Raw genomic sequence first — 16,346 nt, forward strand, 5'->3', positions numbered from 1 at the left:
GGAGGCGATGAGCCCGATTTGGAGTCGTTGGTGACTCCGAGCAGAGGAAGAAGGAATTCTTCCTCTGCCCGTCCCTCTCCCCATCGGTTTTTCTGTTGGTTTGAAAGGCCTCCACGGCCGGTGCACCTCGGCTCATGAACCCGAGGTGACTGCACGCACGGGAAGGGCACGCATAGGCTGACCCGCCGGGATCACCGCGTCCGCACCACCCAGGCGGGGACCCAAGGGCCTCAACCCTTCGGCGCGTGAGGTCTGGAGAGGGCGGAACCCTCTCCAGCGCAGCAAGGCGAAATCAGGGAAATCCGCCACCGCCCGAGGCACCGAAGACTTGCCCGGTGGTGAAGCTTGATTCCTGGCTTGCGAGCAGGACGTAGACCGGCGCGATTTCCACCGGTTGGCCCGGACGGCCGAGGGAGGTCTTGGCGCCGAACTGCTCCAGGGCCTCGGGCAGAGCACCGCCAGAGGGCTGGAGCGCGGTCCAGTAGGGGCCGGGCGCCACGGCATTCACGCGGATGCCTTTCTCGGCGAGCTGCTTCGACATGGACTTGGCGAAGCTGACGTTGCAGGCCTTCGTCTGGGCGTAGTCGAAGAGGATAGCCGAGGGGTCGTAGGCCTGCTCGGAGGCGGTGATGATGATGGCGGCGCCGGGCTTGAGGTGCGGGACCGCGGCGCGGGTGATCCAGAACGGCGCGTAGACATTCGTCTTGAAGGTCGCGTCGAACTGCTCGGTCGTGATGTCGGTGATCGACTTCTGCGCCTGCTGCTTGCCGGCATTGTTCACGAGGATGTCGAGGCCGCCCATCTCGCGCACCGCGGTCTCGACCATCTGGTTGCAGAAGGCCTCGTCGCGGATGTCGCCGGGCAGGGCGACGGCCTTGCGACCGGCTTCGCGGATAATTTTCAGCACCTCGTCGGCGTCGGCCTGCTCCTGGGGGAGGTAGCCAATGGCGACGTCCGCGCCCTCACGGGCGTAGGCGATCGCGGCGGCGCGGCCGATGCCGGAATCGCCGCCGGTGATCAGTGCCTTGCGGCCGGCGAGGCGGCCGGTGCCGCGGTAGCTTGTCTCGCCATGGTCGGGGCGGGGGTTCATCTGGCCGGCGAGGCCGGGGGCGGCCTGGGTCTGCCGCGGGAAAGGCGGGCGAGGGTATTCGTCGCGCGGGTCACGCGGCACCGCGAGTGGCAGGGGGGAGGTGGTCTCCGCGCCCTGGCTCGTCCCCTGGGCAAGGGCGTTCGAGGCAACAGCCATGGCGGCACCAGCGGTCACGCCGCCCATCATCTGGCGGCGCGAGGGCGTGCTGTCGTTCGACTGGTCCATGCGGAGATCTCCTGGGTGGGCGCGGTGGTTCGCGCGGCGGGCGCGGGACTGATGCGGGGGAGGGGGTGGCGCCGTGCGGTCGCTTGGTCCGCGGCCCGTACGGCCGTTATGCGTCGCGGAACAGAACGCCCCCCGCCGGGGCCCAGTTTCGAGGGTGGGACCGGTGCGGTTGATCGAAGCGGCCCGAAGGCGGAAGGTCCGCGGTCATGTCCGTCATCGTTCCGCATGCTGCCCACTGGGGCTATTTCGACGCCGTGGTGGAGGATGGCCGCGTCACCGGCGCGCGCCCCTTCGCCAGGGATCCCTGGCCCAATCCGCTCGTGGAGGGGATGCCGGATCTCGTCCATGCCGAGTGCCGGATCGACCGGCCCTATGTGCGGGAGGGCTGGTTGCGCGGGGCGCGGCGGGGCTCCCCGCGCGGTCGGGACGGCTTCGTGCCCGTCTCCTGGGACCGGGCGACGCGGCTGGTCGCCGAGGAGGTGGCGCGGGTACGGGCCGAGCACGGAGACGCCTCGATCCTCGGGGGCTCCTATGGCTGGGCCTCGGCAGGGCGTTTCCATCACGCGCGGAGCCAGCTGCACCGCTTCCTGGGGCTGGGCGGCGGCTTTACCAGCCAGGTGACGAACTACTCCTACGGCGCGGGCATGACGCTGATGCCGCATGTGCTGGGCACCAACGATCCTGTCACGGGGCCAGCGACGGACTGGCGCAGCATCATCGGCAACGCGCGGCTGATGCTGTGCTTCGGCGGCCTGCCGCTGAAGAACGGGCTGGTGACCGCGGGCGGGGGCGGGGCGCATGAATACGTGCCGCAGATGCGCCGGGCGGCGGAGGCGGGGCTGCGCTTCGTCAACATCAGCCCACTGCGGGGCGATACGGCGGAGTTCCTCAAGGCCGATTGGGTACCGATGCGGCCGGGCGGCGACACGGCAATGGTGCTGGCGATGATCCATGCCATCGTCGAGGCCGGGATGGAGGACCGGGACTTCCTCTCCCGCTGCACCACCGGCTGGGACCGGCTGCTTGCCTATGTGTCGGGCGAGGCGGATGGGGTTCCGAAGACGCCGGAATGGGCCGAGGCCCTCTGCGACGTACCGGCGGCCACGATACGCGCCCTGGCGCTGGAGGCAGCGCGGGTACCGACGATGGTCACGGCCACCTGGTCCATCCAGCGCGCCGAGCACGGCGAGCAGCCCTGGTGGGCGCTGGTGGCGCTGGCGAGCGTGCTGGGCGGCATCGGCAAGCCCGGCCAGGGGATCGCCTTCGGCTATGGCAGCATCAACGGCATGGGAACTGCGCGGCGGGAGCTGCCGACGGTGAACCTGCCCGCCGCGCGCAACCCCGTGGGTGTCTCGATCCCCGTGGCGCGGGTGACGGAGCTGCTGGAGCGGCCGGGGGAGGTGCTGCGCTACAACGGGCGCGATATCCTTCTACCGGATATCCGCATGGTGTTCTGGGCGGGGGGCAATCCCTTTCACCACCACCAGGACCTGAACCGGCTGGCGCGCGCCTTCTCTCGGCCCGAGACGATCGTGGTGTCGGAGCCCTGGTGGACCTCCATCGCGCGCCACGCCGATATCGTGCTGCCGGCGACAACGACGCTGGAGCGGAACGACATCGCGAGTTCGTCGCGCGACCGCTTCCTGCGGGCGATGCATCGGGCCGTGCCGCCGCAGGGGGAGGCGCGGAACGACCACGACGCCTTCGCCGATATCGCTGAGGCGCTGGGCTACCGCGAGCGCTTCACCGAAGGGCGGGACGAGGGCGCCTGGCTGCGGCACCTCTACGACCGCTTCCGCCGGGCCTGCGCGGCCATGGGGGCGGGGGTGCCGGAGTTCGACCGCTTCTGGGCGGAGGGGCATATCGAGTTCAGCCCGCCCGAGCGGGACTTCGTCGGCTTCGCCGATTTCGCGGCCGATCCGGTGGCGGCGCCCCTGGCTACGCCCTCCGGAAAGGTGGAGCTCTACTCGGAGACGGTCGCGGGCTTCGGCGATCCCGAGGTGCCGGGCCATGCCGTTTGGAAGGCGCCGCGGGAATGGCTGGGCGGCGACCTCTCGCGCTTCCCGCTGCACCTTCTCTCCAGCCAGCCGGCGACGCGGCTGCACGGACAGCTCGATCCTGCCCGCGCGGCGCGGGCAGGGAAGCTGCAGGGGCGGGAGCCGATCCGGATGCACCCCGCTGACGCCGCCGCGCGCGGGCTCGTGACGGGGCAGGTGGTGCGGGTGTTCAACGACCGCGGCGCGGCCCTCGCCGGCCTCGTGCTGGAGGAGGGGCTGCGGCCGGGCGTGGTGACCATGTCGACCGGGGCCTGGTGGGACCCGAGGGAGACGGAAGCAGGGCTGCTCTGCGTGCACGGCAACGCGAACGTGCTGACACAGGATATCGGCACTTCCTCGCTCGGGCAGGGCTGCGCCGCACAATCCTGCCTCGTGCAGGTCGAGGCCTGGCTGGGTGCCTTGCCGGAGGTTTCGGTGCACCGACCGCCGCGGCGGGTGGTGGTGCTTGACGAGGGAAGGTGATTCAAGGATCTGTGATAATATGGCCTGCGTAACGGCATCCCCGTCCCGGCGCGATCTCTTGCGTGCGGGCGCGGCGCTCTCGCTGACCGCGCTCGGTTCGGACCGGACGGAGGCGGCAAACCTGCCGCTCGCCGCACCTCCCACGCTGCCGGCCGATACGGTGGCGCCCGGTTACGCCCGCGATGTCCTCGCCCGCTGGGGTGACCGCGTGACCTTCGATGCCAAGCCCTGGCATCCACGCACCCCGACGGCGGAGGCGGCGGAGACGCAGTTCGGCTGGGATGGGCTTCTCCTCGGCCTCCTTGTGCCGCCCGTCGGCGGGGATGGCGTGCCGCGGGGCATCCTGGCCGTCGCGCACCCGACGGTCGATCCGGCCATGGCCTTCCCCGGCGGCGTGGACCAGCCGGAAGTGGCGGCGGCGATGCAAGGCGCCTCACTGCTCAACGTTGAGAGGCAGGGCGAGCGCTGGATCGTTTCGGATGGGGGTTACCAGTCCCGCCGGCTTACGGCCAATACCCTCTGCCACGTGTCGGGCCCCGCGGCGGCGGGCATCGGAGAAACGGTGCGAGGGCTGCTCAACGTCTCCGGCGGGTGCTGGACACCCTGGGGCAGCCTTCTCCTGGCGGAGGGCGACCCAGCCGGCTGGTCCACGCGGCTGCGCGGCGTCGATGCGCGATTCGCCGATGCCCGCGGCTTCGGCTGGGTGGCGGAACTCGACGGGACGGAGCCCGCCGCCGTGCCGGTGAAGCGCACGGCTCTCGGCCGCTTCGCCCATGGCGACGTGGCGAGCGCCATGACCGCGGACGGCCGCGCGGTGATCTACATGACAGATCGGCGGGCGGACGGCTTCCTCTTCCGCTTCACGTCTGTTGGTTCCGCACGGGCACAGGACGCGCTCGACAACGGTACCCTCGCGGTGGCGCGGGTGGAGGGTGATCGGCTGCATTGGATCGCCCTGCCGCGTGTGCTGGTGGCGCTGACCGACACGGTGGCGATTGCGGCGCGGCTGGGGGCGACAGGGTTCGACTATCCCTCCGGCCTCGACCTGGACCGGGGCGACGGATCGCTGTTCCTCGCCTGCCGCGGCCAGCCCGGCGTGTCGCCTCCCGCTCCGGGCCGGGTGGTGCAAATCGTGCCGGACGGGCGCGACCACGGGGCGGAGAGCGCCCAGGCCTCGGTCTTGCTGCGGGGAGGTCCTGCGCGGGTGCCGGGCCGGGCGGCACTGGAGCACCCGGACACCGTGGCGGCCGACGGTGCGGGCCGGGTCTGGATCGGGACGGACCGCGGCGGGCGGCTCGGGCCGGCGCCGGACCTACTGGTGGGGGTAGAGGTGGCGGGCCCCCAGCGCGGCCTGCCGGGCGTGCTCTACGCCGCGCCGCGCGGGGCCGCGATCGGCGGCGCGACGCCGGCCCCGGGTGGAACGGCGGTGTTTGCGATCGTGCGTACCCCGGGCGCGGAGCCCGGCGCCTCCTGGGACCGGCCGGGCACCACATGGCCCGCTTTCGACGGGAATACGCCGCCGCGCACCACCCTGATCACCCTCAGCCGGCTGCGGCCGGGCAGGGTAGGGGACTGACGAGGCGCCGAGATGCGCCGTGCCGTCACGAAAGCTTCACCGAACCGACACGCGGCGGTGCGCCGCGGGGACTAAGCGGCCGCCATTGAGACGGGGGCGGTGCAATGCAGGGTTCGGATGAGCGGTCGACGGTCGACACGGCGATGCCGCGCGACATCGAGGACATCGGGAGCAACCCGGCGCCGGTGGATCCGATCGGGCAGGTGCTCGGCCGGCGGCTGGCGCGGCGCGCGGCGCTGCGCGGGCTGATCGGCGCGACCTTTGCCGGCGTCGCGGTGCAGGGTCGGGCCCAGGGCGCGGATGCCGGGGTGCAGGGGGTGGGCGCCTCCACGCTCGGCTTCCGCGGGCTGCCGCACGGCACCGGGCCGGGGGAGGCCGTGGCCGAGGGGCACGAGGTGCAGGTGGTGATCCGCTGGGGTGACCCGGTGCTGCCGGGCGCGCCGGCCTTCGACCCCACCGCGCAGTCCGCCGCGGCGCAGGCGATGCAGTTCGGCTACAACAATGACTACCTGGACTTTTTCCCCCTGCCGAAGGGCGGGGAGGGCGAGCACGGCCTGCTCGTCGTGAACCACGAGTACACGAACCCGGAGCTGATGTTCGCGGGGCTCGGGGATGCCCGCGCAGCGCGGCTGGGCACCTCCGCCGCGCAGGTGGCGACCGAGATGATGGCGCACGGGGCGAGCGTGGTGGAGATCCGACGCGAGGGCGGGCCCGGTAATGGGCGTTGGGCGCCGGTCGCTGGGAGCCGGCTGAACCGGCGGATCACGGCGGAGACGCCGATCCGGGTGAGCGGCCCGGCGGCGGGGCACGACCGGCTTCGCACCTCGGCCGATCCGACCGGGATGTTGGTACGCGGTACGCTGAACAACTGCGCCGGCGGCAACACGCCCTGGGGCACGGTGCTGATCGCCGAGGAGAACTTCAACTACTACTTCGGCGGGCCCGGCGTGGAGGAGGGGGCGCAGGCCGCGTCCTACAAGCGCTATGGCCTGGTGCGGGATGCGCAATTCCCCTGGGGCCGCCACGTGCCGCGCTTCGACGTGGCGAGCGAGCCGAACGAGCCGAACCGCTTTGGCTGGGTGGTGGAGTTCGATCCCTACGATCCCGCGAGCGTGCCGGTGAAGCGCACCGCGCTTGGCCGCTTCAAGCACGAGGGCTGCACGCACGCGGTTTCGGCCGATGGGCGCGTGGTGATCTACATGGGCGACGACGAGCGCTTCGACTACGTCTACCGCTTTGTCACGGCGCGGCCCTGGGATCGTGAGAATGCGGCCGCCAACCGTGACCTGCTGGACGAGGGCACGCTCTCCGTCGCGCGCTTCGGGGATGACGGCACGGTGACCTGGCTGCCCCTGGTGCATGGCGAGGGGCCGCTTACCGAGGCGAACGGCTTCCGCAGCCAGGGCGACGTGGTGATCGAGGCGCGGCGCGCCGCCGACCTACTGGGCGCGACGCCGATGGACCGGCCTGAGGACGTGCAGGCGAACCCGGTGAACGGGCGCGTTTACGTCATGCTGACGAACAACGGCAGCCGCACGGCCGCGCGGACGGACGAGGCGAACCCGCGCGCGAACAACATCCATGGCCACGTCATCGAGATTGTGCCGCCGCGGGGCCCGCGCGGGGTGGACCACGCGGCGCCGACCGCGCGCTGGGAGACCTTCCTGATGGCGGGACGGCCGGGCTCCGATCCCGGCGCCTCCTACCACCGGGCGGTGGGCGCGGATTCAGGCTGGCTCTCCTGCCCCGACAACTGCGCCTTCGACAGCAAGGGCCGGATCTGGATCGCAACCGATGGCGCCCCGGCCGCGGCGAATGTAGCGGATGGGCTCTATGCCGCCGACACCGAGGGCGAGGGGCGGGCGCTGACGCGGCGCTTCTACGCGGCGCCGACCGGTGCGGAGGTCTGCGGGCCGCTGATCGGCCCTGGGGACCGGACGGTGTTCCTGGCGATCCAGCACCCCGGAGAGGACAGGGGGAGCACCTACGACAAGCCCTCCACCCGCTGGCCGGATCATGCCGAGGGGATGCCGCCGCGCCCCTCCATCATCGCGATCGTCCGCAAGGACGGTGGTGCGGTCGGGAGCTGAGCCGCGCCAGGGCCGCGCTGCCGGTAGTGCGCCGGCAGGCGGCCCTCGTCGAGCCAGGTATCGACCAGTCGCGTGACGGCCCAGAGGCTGCCGAGGCCAGCCCAGCCGCCATTGGGGAAACTCTCCAGTTCGAAGAGATAGTAGGTTTCCCGCCGGTTCGTATGGATGACCGCGCCGCGATAGGCATAGCTCGGGCCCCAATGGGGATAGCCGTTGGGGCCGTTCTGGTCGAGACGCTGCGGCGGCTGGCAGTCGCCCTGGCCCTCGGGCACGGGGGCGGCGCTCATCCTGCCCGTCTTCGTCGCTCCGGGGCTGCCGAGGCGCGCGGCGCATCGTCTCTCATCACTCGATGATTCCGTCCTATATTCATCATTTTTGAGACGGAACTTGACCGAAGAAATCTTGCTGGTTGGTTAACGGAATTGCGGGATCAGGTCGGCGTTGCACAGGGCAGAGCAGATCAATGGGCTCGGAGCGCCCCACCCGCCCACAAAGCCGCTGGCCGACACTCTGGCGCATTTCGGAATGTTCCCAATCTCTCCTTTGTCGGCCAAAAACGCCGCGTTAATGGATCCGGGGATGCGCGTGCGAGAGGACGACTTGAAGGGCGCGGACGGAACGGGAAAGCCGGACGCGACGGACGTGCAGGGGCAGGGTGACCGGCAGAGCCGCGGCGTTCCGGCGGCGGGTCAGCACGACCCCGGCTCCTACTCACCCACCGGCAACGTCGCCGTCCATCACTGGCAGGAGGCGACAGTCACGGAGCCGGGCCTGGACGACCGTGGCAACGTGTTCTTCGCGGCCGTCGAGATGACGCGCATGCCGATGATCCTCACGGACCCAAACCTGCCGGATAACCCGATCGTCTTCGCCAACCGCGCCTTCCAGGACCTGACGGGCTATCGGCAGGAGGAGATCGTCGGGCGCAACTGCCGCTTCCTGCAGGGTGCGCAGACCGATCGCGAGAAGGTCGCGGAGCTGAGGACGGCGGTCCAGGAGCACCGTGCGGCCTCGGTGGAGTTGCTCAACTACAAGCGGGACGGCACGCCCTTCTGGAACGCGGTCTTCATCGCGCCGGTCTTCGAGAAGTCGGGGCGGCTGCTCTACTTCTTCGCCTCGCAGCTCGACGTGACGCGGCGGCGGACCTCCGAGCAAGCCTACCGCCAGGCGCAGAAGATGGAGGCGATCGGTCAGCTGACCGCAGGCCTCGCGCACGACTTCAACAACCTTCTTCTGATCGTCTCAGGCAACCTCGAGTTCCTGCGCGGGAAGCTCACTGACAAATCGCTGATGCGCTACGTGGACCGCGCGAGCGACGCGACCGAGCGCGGTGCGAAGCTGACGCGGCAGCTCCTCGCCTTCGCGCGGAAGACGCGGCTGGAACCGAAGGCGGTCGACCTCACCTCGCTCATCCACGATTTCGGCGAGATGCTGGAGACGACGGTCGGCAGCCGCGCCGAGCTACATTTCAGCCTTCGCCGACGGCTGCCTTCGGTGATGATCGACCCGGTGCATCTTGAGATGGCGTTGCTCAACGTCGTCATCAACGCGCGCGACGCGATGCCGGAGGGCGGGACGGTGACGGTGGAAACCTCCGCGGTGACGCGGGAGGGGGATGGCGTTGGGGGCGGGCGCTACGTCGCGCTCTCCGTCAGGGATGAGGGCACGGGCATGCCGGCCTATGTCGTGGAGCGGGCGACGGAGCCCTTCTTCACCACCAAGGGGCCGGGCAAGGGCACGGGACTCGGGCTCGCGATGGCGCAGGGCTTTGTGCAGCAGTCCCTGGGCAAGCTTGAGATCGAGAGCGAGCCGGGGCGGGGCACGACGATCCGCATGCTGTTCCCCGTGAGCGAAACGGCGGCCGAGCCGGCGGTGCCCGCGAAACCCGTGGCCGAGACCCTGCCGCGAGAGGATCGCCGCGGCTCGGCCGCGACGATCCTCGTCGTCGAGGACAATGACGACGTGCTGGCCCTCGCGCGGGAGCACCTCCTGATCCTCGGCTATCGCGTGCTCGTCGCCCGTGGGCCCGAGGAGGCACTGGAGATCCTTGAAGGGGCGGAGGGCGCCTCGGTGGACCTCCTGTTCTCAGACATCCTCATGCCCGGCGGCATGAACGGGATCGTGCTGGCGGAGAGGGCGCGCGAGCGGCGGCCCGGGATCGGGGTGCTGCTGACCACCGGCTACAACGAGGACCTGGTGCTGGAGGGTCCGCGCGCGCCCTCCATGGACGTGCTGGGCAAGCCCTATCGCCGCACCGATCTGGCGGACCGGGTCAGGGCGGCGCTGAACCGCCGCGCCGTGGGGGAACGGGTCGAGGTTCCGCCGCGCACGCACGAAGGGCCGCGGCACGAGGGCTGAGGCAGCCCGCCCGGCGGGTTCAGCCGCGTCCTTCCCGCAGGCCATCCGCGACCAGCATGGCGCCGGCCACCGCGAGGGCGATCGCGAGGCCCGGCCAGAGCGCGGCCATCGGGGCGCTGAAAACGAGGTCCTGGGCATTGGCCAGCATGTTCCCCCAGGAGGCGGCGGGCGGCTGGATGCCGAGGCCGAGGAAGGAAAGCGTGCTCTCCGCCAGGATGGCGCCGGCGACGGCGAGCGAGCCCGCGACGGTGAGCGGCGCGGCGAGGGCCGGGGCGACGTGTCGGCGCAGCAGCCGCGCCTCGCCGACGCCCAGCGCACGGGCGGCACGGATGTGGTCGCGCGCGAGCACGGAGAGGGCGGCCGCGCGGGAGAGGCGGGCGACGCCGACCCAGCCGAAGACCGCGAGGAGGAGGACGATCCGCAGGATATCGGCCAGCGCCCCGCCGCGCGGCAGACCAACCGTCGCAGGGTCCATCGCCGCCAGCAGCACGAGAAGCGGCAGGGCCGGGAGTGCCAGCAGCCCGTCGGCCAGCCGCATGAGGGCGGCGTCCACCCAGCCGCCGCGCCAGGCCGCGAGGAGCCCGGCGGCGAGGCCGATGACCGTCGAGGCCAGGGCGGCTGCGAGCCCCACCGAGAGGGAGACACGCGCGCCGATGAGGAGGCGGACGAGGATATCCCGGCCGAGCTCGTCCGTGCCCAGCGGATGGGCGGCGGAGGGACCGGCCTGTCGGGCGAGGAGGTCGGGCACCTCGGGGTCCACGCCGAGCCAGTCCGCCACCCAGGGGGCGGCGAGGGCGGCGGCAGCGAGGAGGGCCAGGATGGCGAGGCCGAGGCGGAGGCGGGTCATAGGGTCCTCATACCAGCCGCCACGGCGGCTGACCGCTCTCTGCCTCTCGGGGTCCCTCGCGTGGCTGCCCGGGGGGGCCGGGCGCGGCCGATAGCGGAACGTCCGCCCCCGAGGGGAGAACTTGAGGCGTCGCCGCCGGTTCTCACTACCTCACGCGCACCGATGAACACGGGCCCGGCCGACGTCGGCGTGTCGATGAGCATCGTGCCGGGAGCATTCAAGCGAAGGAGTTCCAGGTGAGCACGAAGAACGTGGTTCTCGTCGCGGGCGTACACGGCGTCTCCGGCAGGGCGGCGGCCATCGCCTGGGCCAACACGCCCGACACGAAGGTCTACGGCCTTTCCCGCCGCAGCGCCGACCTGCCCGGGGGTGTGGAAGGCATCACGGTCGACCTGCTGGACAGGGAGGATGTGGAGCGCAAGCTCGGTGGGCTCGGCGGCGTGACGCACATCGTTTTCGCGGCCTACATCGAAAAGGCAGGTGCGGGCGAGCGGTCCGCGGTCAACGTGGCGATCCTGCGGAACCTCGTCGAGGTGGTCGAGGCGGCGTCGCCGGCTCTGAGCCACGTAGCCTTCTACCAGGGCGGCAAGGCCTACGGCTCCGACCTCGGGCCCTTCAAGACGCCCGCGCGCGAGGACGACCCGCGACTGATGTCGCCGAACTTCTACTACGACCAGGAGGATTTCCTGCGGCGCCAGCAGGCGGGGAAGGCCTGGCATCGGACGGCGCTGCGCCCGGAGGCGATCATCGGCTACGCCACCGGCAATCCGATGAACCTTGGCGTGGCGATCGCCGTCTACGCGACCATCTCCAGGGAGCTCCGCCTCCCGCTGCGCTTTCCGGGCTCGCCCGAGGCCTATCGCGCCCTCTATCAGGTCACTTCCGCGGAGCTCCTGGCGGAGGCGACCGTCTGGGCGGGTGTCTCGCCGGCCGCGCGCGATGACATCTTCAACATTACCAACGGCGACCAATTCCGCTGGCAGCACATGTGGCCGCGCATCGCCCGCATGTTCGACATGGAGACCGCCGATCCGGTGCCGATGCCGCTCTCGTCCTACATGACGGACAAGGCGGAGCTGTGGAGCGGGATCGTCGCGAAACATGGCCTGCTCGACACGCCCTATGAGAGGGTCGTCTCGTGGAACTTCGCCGACTTCATCTTCAACAGCGGGTACGACAACGTGTCGAGCACGATCAAGGCGCGGAAGGCGGGCTTTGCCGAGTGCATCGACACCGAGGAGATGTTCCGCACCTTCTTCGCTTCCCTCCGCGCGGGGAAGATTATTCCCTAACGTCGATCGTGCAGACCCGCACCGTCATGGTGATGGTGCGGGACCGGCCTGCGTCCGCTGCCGGCATGTCAGCAGTGGCGAGGTGATGACCGCCATGGGCGCGAGGCGGCCGAAGCGTTCGCTGGCGAGGCCTGCTCATCGCCCAAGGCGGTCATTCGTCAGGGCATCCGGCCCCATTCGCGCCCTGTCAGGCGCGGGTCGAGCGCGCGCTGGGCGAGATCGGCTGCGAGCGTCGCCAGCAGCGTGGTCGCGGCGACGAGCATGAGGGCGAGGAGCGCGAGGTTGTGGTCGTTGCCCATGACCGCGTCGGTCAGCAGCTTGCCCATGCCGGGGCGCGCGAAGACGGTTTCCGTGATGAGCGCGCCGGAGACGAGGGAGCCGGCATCCAGCGCCAGGATCGAGAGGAGCGGCACCGCGGCATTGGGCAGCGCGTGGCGGATGGCGATGCGGGATTCCGGGTTGCCGCGGGCGCGGGTGGCGGTGATCCAGGGGGATTGCAACACCTCCGCCATGCTCGCCGCCGTGTGGCGGGCATAGGCGGCGAGGTGGGCGATGGCGAGGGTGGCGACGGGGAGGATGAGGAAGCGCGCGGCTTCCGCGAAGCCGCCCCCTTCCGGCGAGCCGCCGGCCGGGAGCCAGCCGAGGGTAACGGCGAAGAGGATGATGAGAAGGATGCCGAGCCAGAAGGCCGGCAGTGCCTGGGAGAGAAGGGCCACGGCATCCACCGCGCCGCGCCAGCGGGGGCGCAGGGCCGCGAGCATCCCGGCGGCGACGCCGAGCGAGGCGGCCAGCGCGAGGGCGGCGCCGAGCAGGACGAGGCTGCCGCGGAGGGCGGGCCACAGCACCTCGGCGGCGGGGCGGGCGAAGAGGCGGGAATAGCCGAACTCCCCGCGCAGCACGCCCGCGGCCCAGGCCCACCAGCGGGCGAGTAGGGGTTGGTCGAGGCCGTGCAAGGCGCGCATCCGCGCGACATCGGCCGGGCCCAGGCGCGGGTCGGCCATCATGGCGAGCGAGATCGGGTCACCGGGCATGGCGCCGATTGCGAGATAGGCGGCGAGCGAGAGCAGCGCGAGGGTGATGGCGATCTGCGGCAGCCTGCCCGCGATCATCCGCAGCATCTCAGCGCACCCGCCAATCCGTGACCCAGAGCGAGGAGGGCGACATGTTGCCGGTCGGGCGCACGCCATCGAGCCATTGCGGCCAGACATGCGGCTCCGCCCGGTGCCAGAGAGGGATCGCGGGCAGATCGCGGTGGGTCATAGCCTGCAGGCGTGCCCAGAGGGGGCGGCGCTTCGCGGCGTCCAGCTCCTGCGGCAGGGCTTCGAGGAGCGCGTCCATCTCGGGGTTGCGGTAGCCAGGGTAGTTCTGGCCCGACCAGTTGCGCTCGGCGGTCGGGATCTCGCCGGAGTGCAGGGTGGTGCGGGGCACGTTCTCGGGGCTGCTGATCCAGGCATAGAGGACGGCCCCCTGGAAGCGGCGCTGGGAGAGGGTTTCGCCGAAGAGGACGCGGGGCGGCTGGTTGGCGATGCGCGCCTCCACCCCCGCCGCGCGCCACATGCCCTGGACGACCTGCAGCACTGTCTCGCGCGAGCGGTTGCCGGCGGTGGTCTGAAGATCGATGACGAGGCGGGCGCCCTCCGCATTGCGGCGGACGCCGTCCGGGCCCGGGCGCCAGCCGGCTTCCTCCAGCAGGGCGGAAGCGCGGGCGGGGTCGAAGGGCCAGGGGGCGAGCGAGCGGTCCAGCATGGGGTCGTCGGGGTGGATGGCGGTGGCGGCGACGGGCTGGCGGTTGTCGAAGAGGCTGGCGGTGATCTTCGGGCGGTCGATGGCCAGCATCAGCGCCTGACGGACGCGGACATCCGCCAGCACCGGGTTGTCGAGGCGCAGGTCCAGGTGCTCCCAGACGAGGCCGGGGCGGTAGGCGAAGCGGAATCGGTTGCGGGTGCGGCGCTCCAGCGCGATTGCCTGGTCGAGGGAGAAGCCGAGCTCGCCCGCGACCATGTCGATCTGGCCGGCAAGGAGCTGGGCTTCCAGCGCGGCGGAGTTCTCGACCACGCGGATGTTGATCCGGCGGAAGGCGGGGGCGGGGCCGGCCCAGGCCTCGTTGCGCTCCAGCGTGACGCCGGCGCCGGGCTGCACGGCAGTGACGCGGTAGGGGCCGTTCCAGAGGCCGGGATTGGTCGTGTCCGTGTCGTAGGCGGTGCGGGAGCGGTAGTTGCGACGGTCGGCCTCCCAGATTGGGCGGTCGATATGGGCGGGCAGCGGCTCGAAGCTCTCGGCGGAGCCGGCGTCGAAGCTCACCCTGTCGAAGCGGAGGGTGAAGCCGCGCGGGCTGTCGGAGAGGAACTCGTAGGCGGAGCGGTAGAACTCGGCGCCGCCGAAGCCCGTCTCGAAGGCGCGTCCGGCCTCCCAGGCGAAGCGCATGTCCTCGCCCGCGACGGGGCGGCCGTCGCCCCAGCGGAGGTCGTCGCGCAGCCGCCAGGTGACGCGCATGCCCGGCTTGCCGTCGGGCGTGGTCTCCAGGACGACGCCGCCGTTCTCGAGGGTCGGCAGCGTCTCGCAGGCGAGGCAGAGGGGGAGCCAGTCGGGGCCGTGGCCGGTGAGGGGGCGGCGGGCGAAGCCAAGGATGTAGGACTTCGCCGCCATGCTCTCGATGTTCGGGTGGAAGGTGCCCGTGGCTTGCGAGATGCCGATCGTCAGGGTGTCGCGCGGCTGGGCCTTGGCGGGCGGGGCGGCGAGGAGGGCCAGGAGGGCGACGAGGGCGCGGCGGCCCCAGGAGGCCGTGTGCGTGGGTGCCATCTGCATGAGGGGATGATGGCGCGCCCGCGGGCGGGAAGGTAGGGCCCGCCCGCCTGCTCGCGGCTCAGTCGCCCGTCACGAAGTCGAAGAGCAGCTTCATGTTCAGCACCACGATCAGCGCCGCCGAGGCCCAGCCGAGGGCGAGTTGCCAGGAGGGGGCGCGGAGCGTGCCGAGGCGGCTGCGGTCCCCGGCGAAGAGCATCAGCGGGATGACCGCGAAGGGGAGCTGGAGCGAGAGCACGACCTGGGAGAGGACGAGCATGCGCGCCGTGCCGCTCTCGCCGTAGAGGGCGGTGACGATGACGGCGGGGACGATGGCGACGAGCCGCGTGAGCAGGCGGCGCAAAACGGGGTTGAGGCGGAAGCGGAGGAAGCCCTCCATCACCACCTGACCCGCGAGAGTTGCCGTGACAGTGGAATTGAGGCCGCAGGCAAGCAGCGCGATGGCGAAGAGATAGGGGGCTGCGGTGCCGAGGAGCGGCGCGAGGAGCTCGTGCGCGTCGCCGATCTCCGCCACCTCGGTGTTGCCGCTCGCATGGAAGGCGGCGGCGGCGAGGATGAGGATGGAGGAGTTGATCAGCAGCGCGAGCGCGAGCGCCACGGTGCTGTCGATGGTGGCGAAGCGGATGGCTTCCTTCTTGCCCTCCTCGTCGCGGCGGATGTCGCGGGACTGGATAACGGCGGTGTGCAGGTAGAGGTTATGCGGCATCACCGTCGCGCCGAGGATGCCGAGCGCGATGTAGAGCTGCGTCTGGTTCGTCACGATGGAGGCGGAGGGCAGGTAGCCGCGGATCACCTCGCCCCAGTTCGGATCCGCCATCACCAGCTGCGCGACGAAGCAGCCGGCGATGAGGGCGATCATGCCCATGATAAAGGCTTCGAGCCAGCGCATCCCCTTGTTCTGCAGCCAGAGGATGAGGAAGGCGTCGAGCGCGGTGAGTAGCACGCCGATCAGGAGGGGGATGCCGAAGAGGAGCTGCAGCGCGATGGCAGTGCCGATCAGCTCCGCAAGGTCGGTCGCGCAGATGGCGATCTCGGCCAGGAACCAGAGGGGGATGGCGACGACGCGGGGGAAGCGGTCCCGGCAGAGCTGGGCGAGGTCGCGGCCCGTGGCCAGGCCGATGCGGGCGCAGAGGGCCTGGAGAAGGATCGCCATGAGCGAGGAGAGCAAGGCGACCGTCAGCAGCGTGTAGCCGAAGGCCGACCCGCCCGCGAGTGCGGTGGCCCAGTTGCCAGGGTCCATGTAGCCGACGGCGACAAGGTAGCCGGGGCCGATGAAGGCCATCAGCCGGCGTAGCCAGCTTCCGGCATTGGGCACGGCGACGCTGCGGTTCACCTCCGGAAGGCTAGGCGTGGCATCCCCCGGCCCGGGCAGCGGTCCGGGAACGGCCTCGGGCAAGCGGCCCATGTGTCGCGCCATCGGTATCCCTTCTTCGCGGCGAACAACTGATCAATGAACAGGTGTTCAGGTCGCGATATGTCGATAGATTGTGTTATTTTTCAATATCTTGCCCCTTGTTACCTGAGCCGTTTCCTTCCCGCAAGCAGCT

General features: G+C 70.9%; 11 protein-coding genes. 5 read left to right on the forward strand and 6 right to left on the reverse strand.

Going from position 1 to position 16,346, the window contains the following annotated elements:
* Positions 1 to 292: 292 nt before the first annotated feature.
* Positions 293 to 1,315, reverse strand: a complete 1,023-nt coding sequence (locus BO39_RS15305; protein WP_043834853.1) for an SDR family oxidoreductase — start codon at positions 1,313 to 1,315, stop codon at positions 293 to 295.
* Between the two features lie 206 nt (positions 1,316 to 1,521).
* On the opposite strand from BO39_RS15305, the gene BO39_RS15310 reads away from it, so the two are divergent.
* From BO39_RS15310 to BO39_RS15320, 3 genes are all read left to right on the forward strand, one after another.
* Positions 1,522 to 3,834, forward strand: coding sequence for a molybdopterin-dependent oxidoreductase (locus BO39_RS15310; protein WP_043834855.1), 2,313 nt, complete (start codon positions 1,522 to 1,524; stop codon positions 3,832 to 3,834).
* 58 nt (positions 3,835 to 3,892) lie between these two features.
* The gene (locus BO39_RS15315; RefSeq protein WP_169742770.1) at positions 3,893 to 5,410 is read left to right on the forward strand and encodes a PhoX family protein; all 1,518 of its coding nucleotides are present in this window, start codon (positions 3,893 to 3,895) and stop codon (positions 5,408 to 5,410) included.
* Positions 5,411 to 5,514: 104 nt separating this feature from the next.
* On the forward strand, positions 5,515 to 7,500 hold the full coding sequence (locus tag BO39_RS15320; RefSeq protein ID WP_169742771.1) for a PhoX family protein: 1,986 nt from the start codon (positions 5,515 to 5,517) through the stop codon (positions 7,498 to 7,500).
* On the opposite strand, the gene BO39_RS15325 is transcribed toward BO39_RS15320, so the two are convergent.
* Complete coding sequence (locus BO39_RS15325; protein WP_043834859.1) at positions 7,425 to 7,787, reverse strand: hypothetical protein; 363 nt, start codon at positions 7,785 to 7,787, stop codon at positions 7,425 to 7,427. The two genes, BO39_RS15320 and BO39_RS15325, sit on opposite strands and share 76 nt — an antisense overlap.
* A gap of 292 nt (positions 7,788 to 8,079) precedes the next feature.
* Between BO39_RS15325 and BO39_RS15330 the strand changes: the two genes are divergently transcribed.
* Positions 8,080 to 9,858, forward strand: coding sequence for a histidine kinase famiy protein (locus BO39_RS15330; RefSeq protein WP_052402144.1), 1,779 nt, complete (start codon positions 8,080 to 8,082; stop codon positions 9,856 to 9,858).
* Between the two features lie 19 nt (positions 9,859 to 9,877).
* On the opposite strand, the gene BO39_RS15335 is transcribed toward BO39_RS15330, so the two are convergent.
* Positions 9,878 to 10,705, reverse strand: a complete 828-nt coding sequence (locus tag BO39_RS15335; protein ID WP_043834861.1) for an ABC transporter permease — start codon at positions 10,703 to 10,705, stop codon at positions 9,878 to 9,880.
* A 236-nt stretch (positions 10,706 to 10,941) separates the two neighbouring features.
* Between BO39_RS15335 and BO39_RS15340 the strand changes: the two genes are divergently transcribed.
* Positions 10,942 to 11,997, forward strand: coding sequence for an SDR family oxidoreductase (locus tag BO39_RS15340; protein WP_043834864.1), 1,056 nt, complete (start codon positions 10,942 to 10,944; stop codon positions 11,995 to 11,997).
* Positions 11,998 to 12,155: 158 nt separating this feature from the next.
* Here BO39_RS15340 and BO39_RS15345 read toward each other — a convergent pair whose 3' ends face one another.
* From BO39_RS15345 to BO39_RS15355, 3 genes are read right to left on the reverse strand one after another with little or no spacing between them, the layout of a single operon-like run.
* On the reverse strand, positions 12,156 to 13,115 hold the full coding sequence (locus BO39_RS15345) for an ABC transporter permease (protein ID WP_043834866.1): 960 nt from the start codon (positions 13,113 to 13,115) through the stop codon (positions 12,156 to 12,158).
* Between the two features lies 1 nt (position 13,116).
* A complete protein-coding gene (locus BO39_RS15350) occupies positions 13,117 to 14,802 on the reverse strand; it encodes a peptide ABC transporter substrate-binding protein (RefSeq protein ID WP_245615180.1) in 1,686 nt (561 codons plus the stop codon).
* A 58-nt stretch (positions 14,803 to 14,860) separates the two neighbouring features.
* Positions 14,861 to 16,204, reverse strand: coding sequence for an Nramp family divalent metal transporter (locus BO39_RS15355; protein WP_043834869.1), 1,344 nt, complete (start codon positions 16,202 to 16,204; stop codon positions 14,861 to 14,863).
* Between the last annotated feature and the right edge of the window lie 142 nt (positions 16,205 to 16,346).

This window comes from Roseomonas aerilata DSM 19363, from assembly GCF_000711725.1.
GTDB classification, from domain to species: domain Bacteria; phylum Pseudomonadota; class Alphaproteobacteria; order Acetobacterales; family Acetobacteraceae; genus Roseomonas; species Roseomonas aerilata.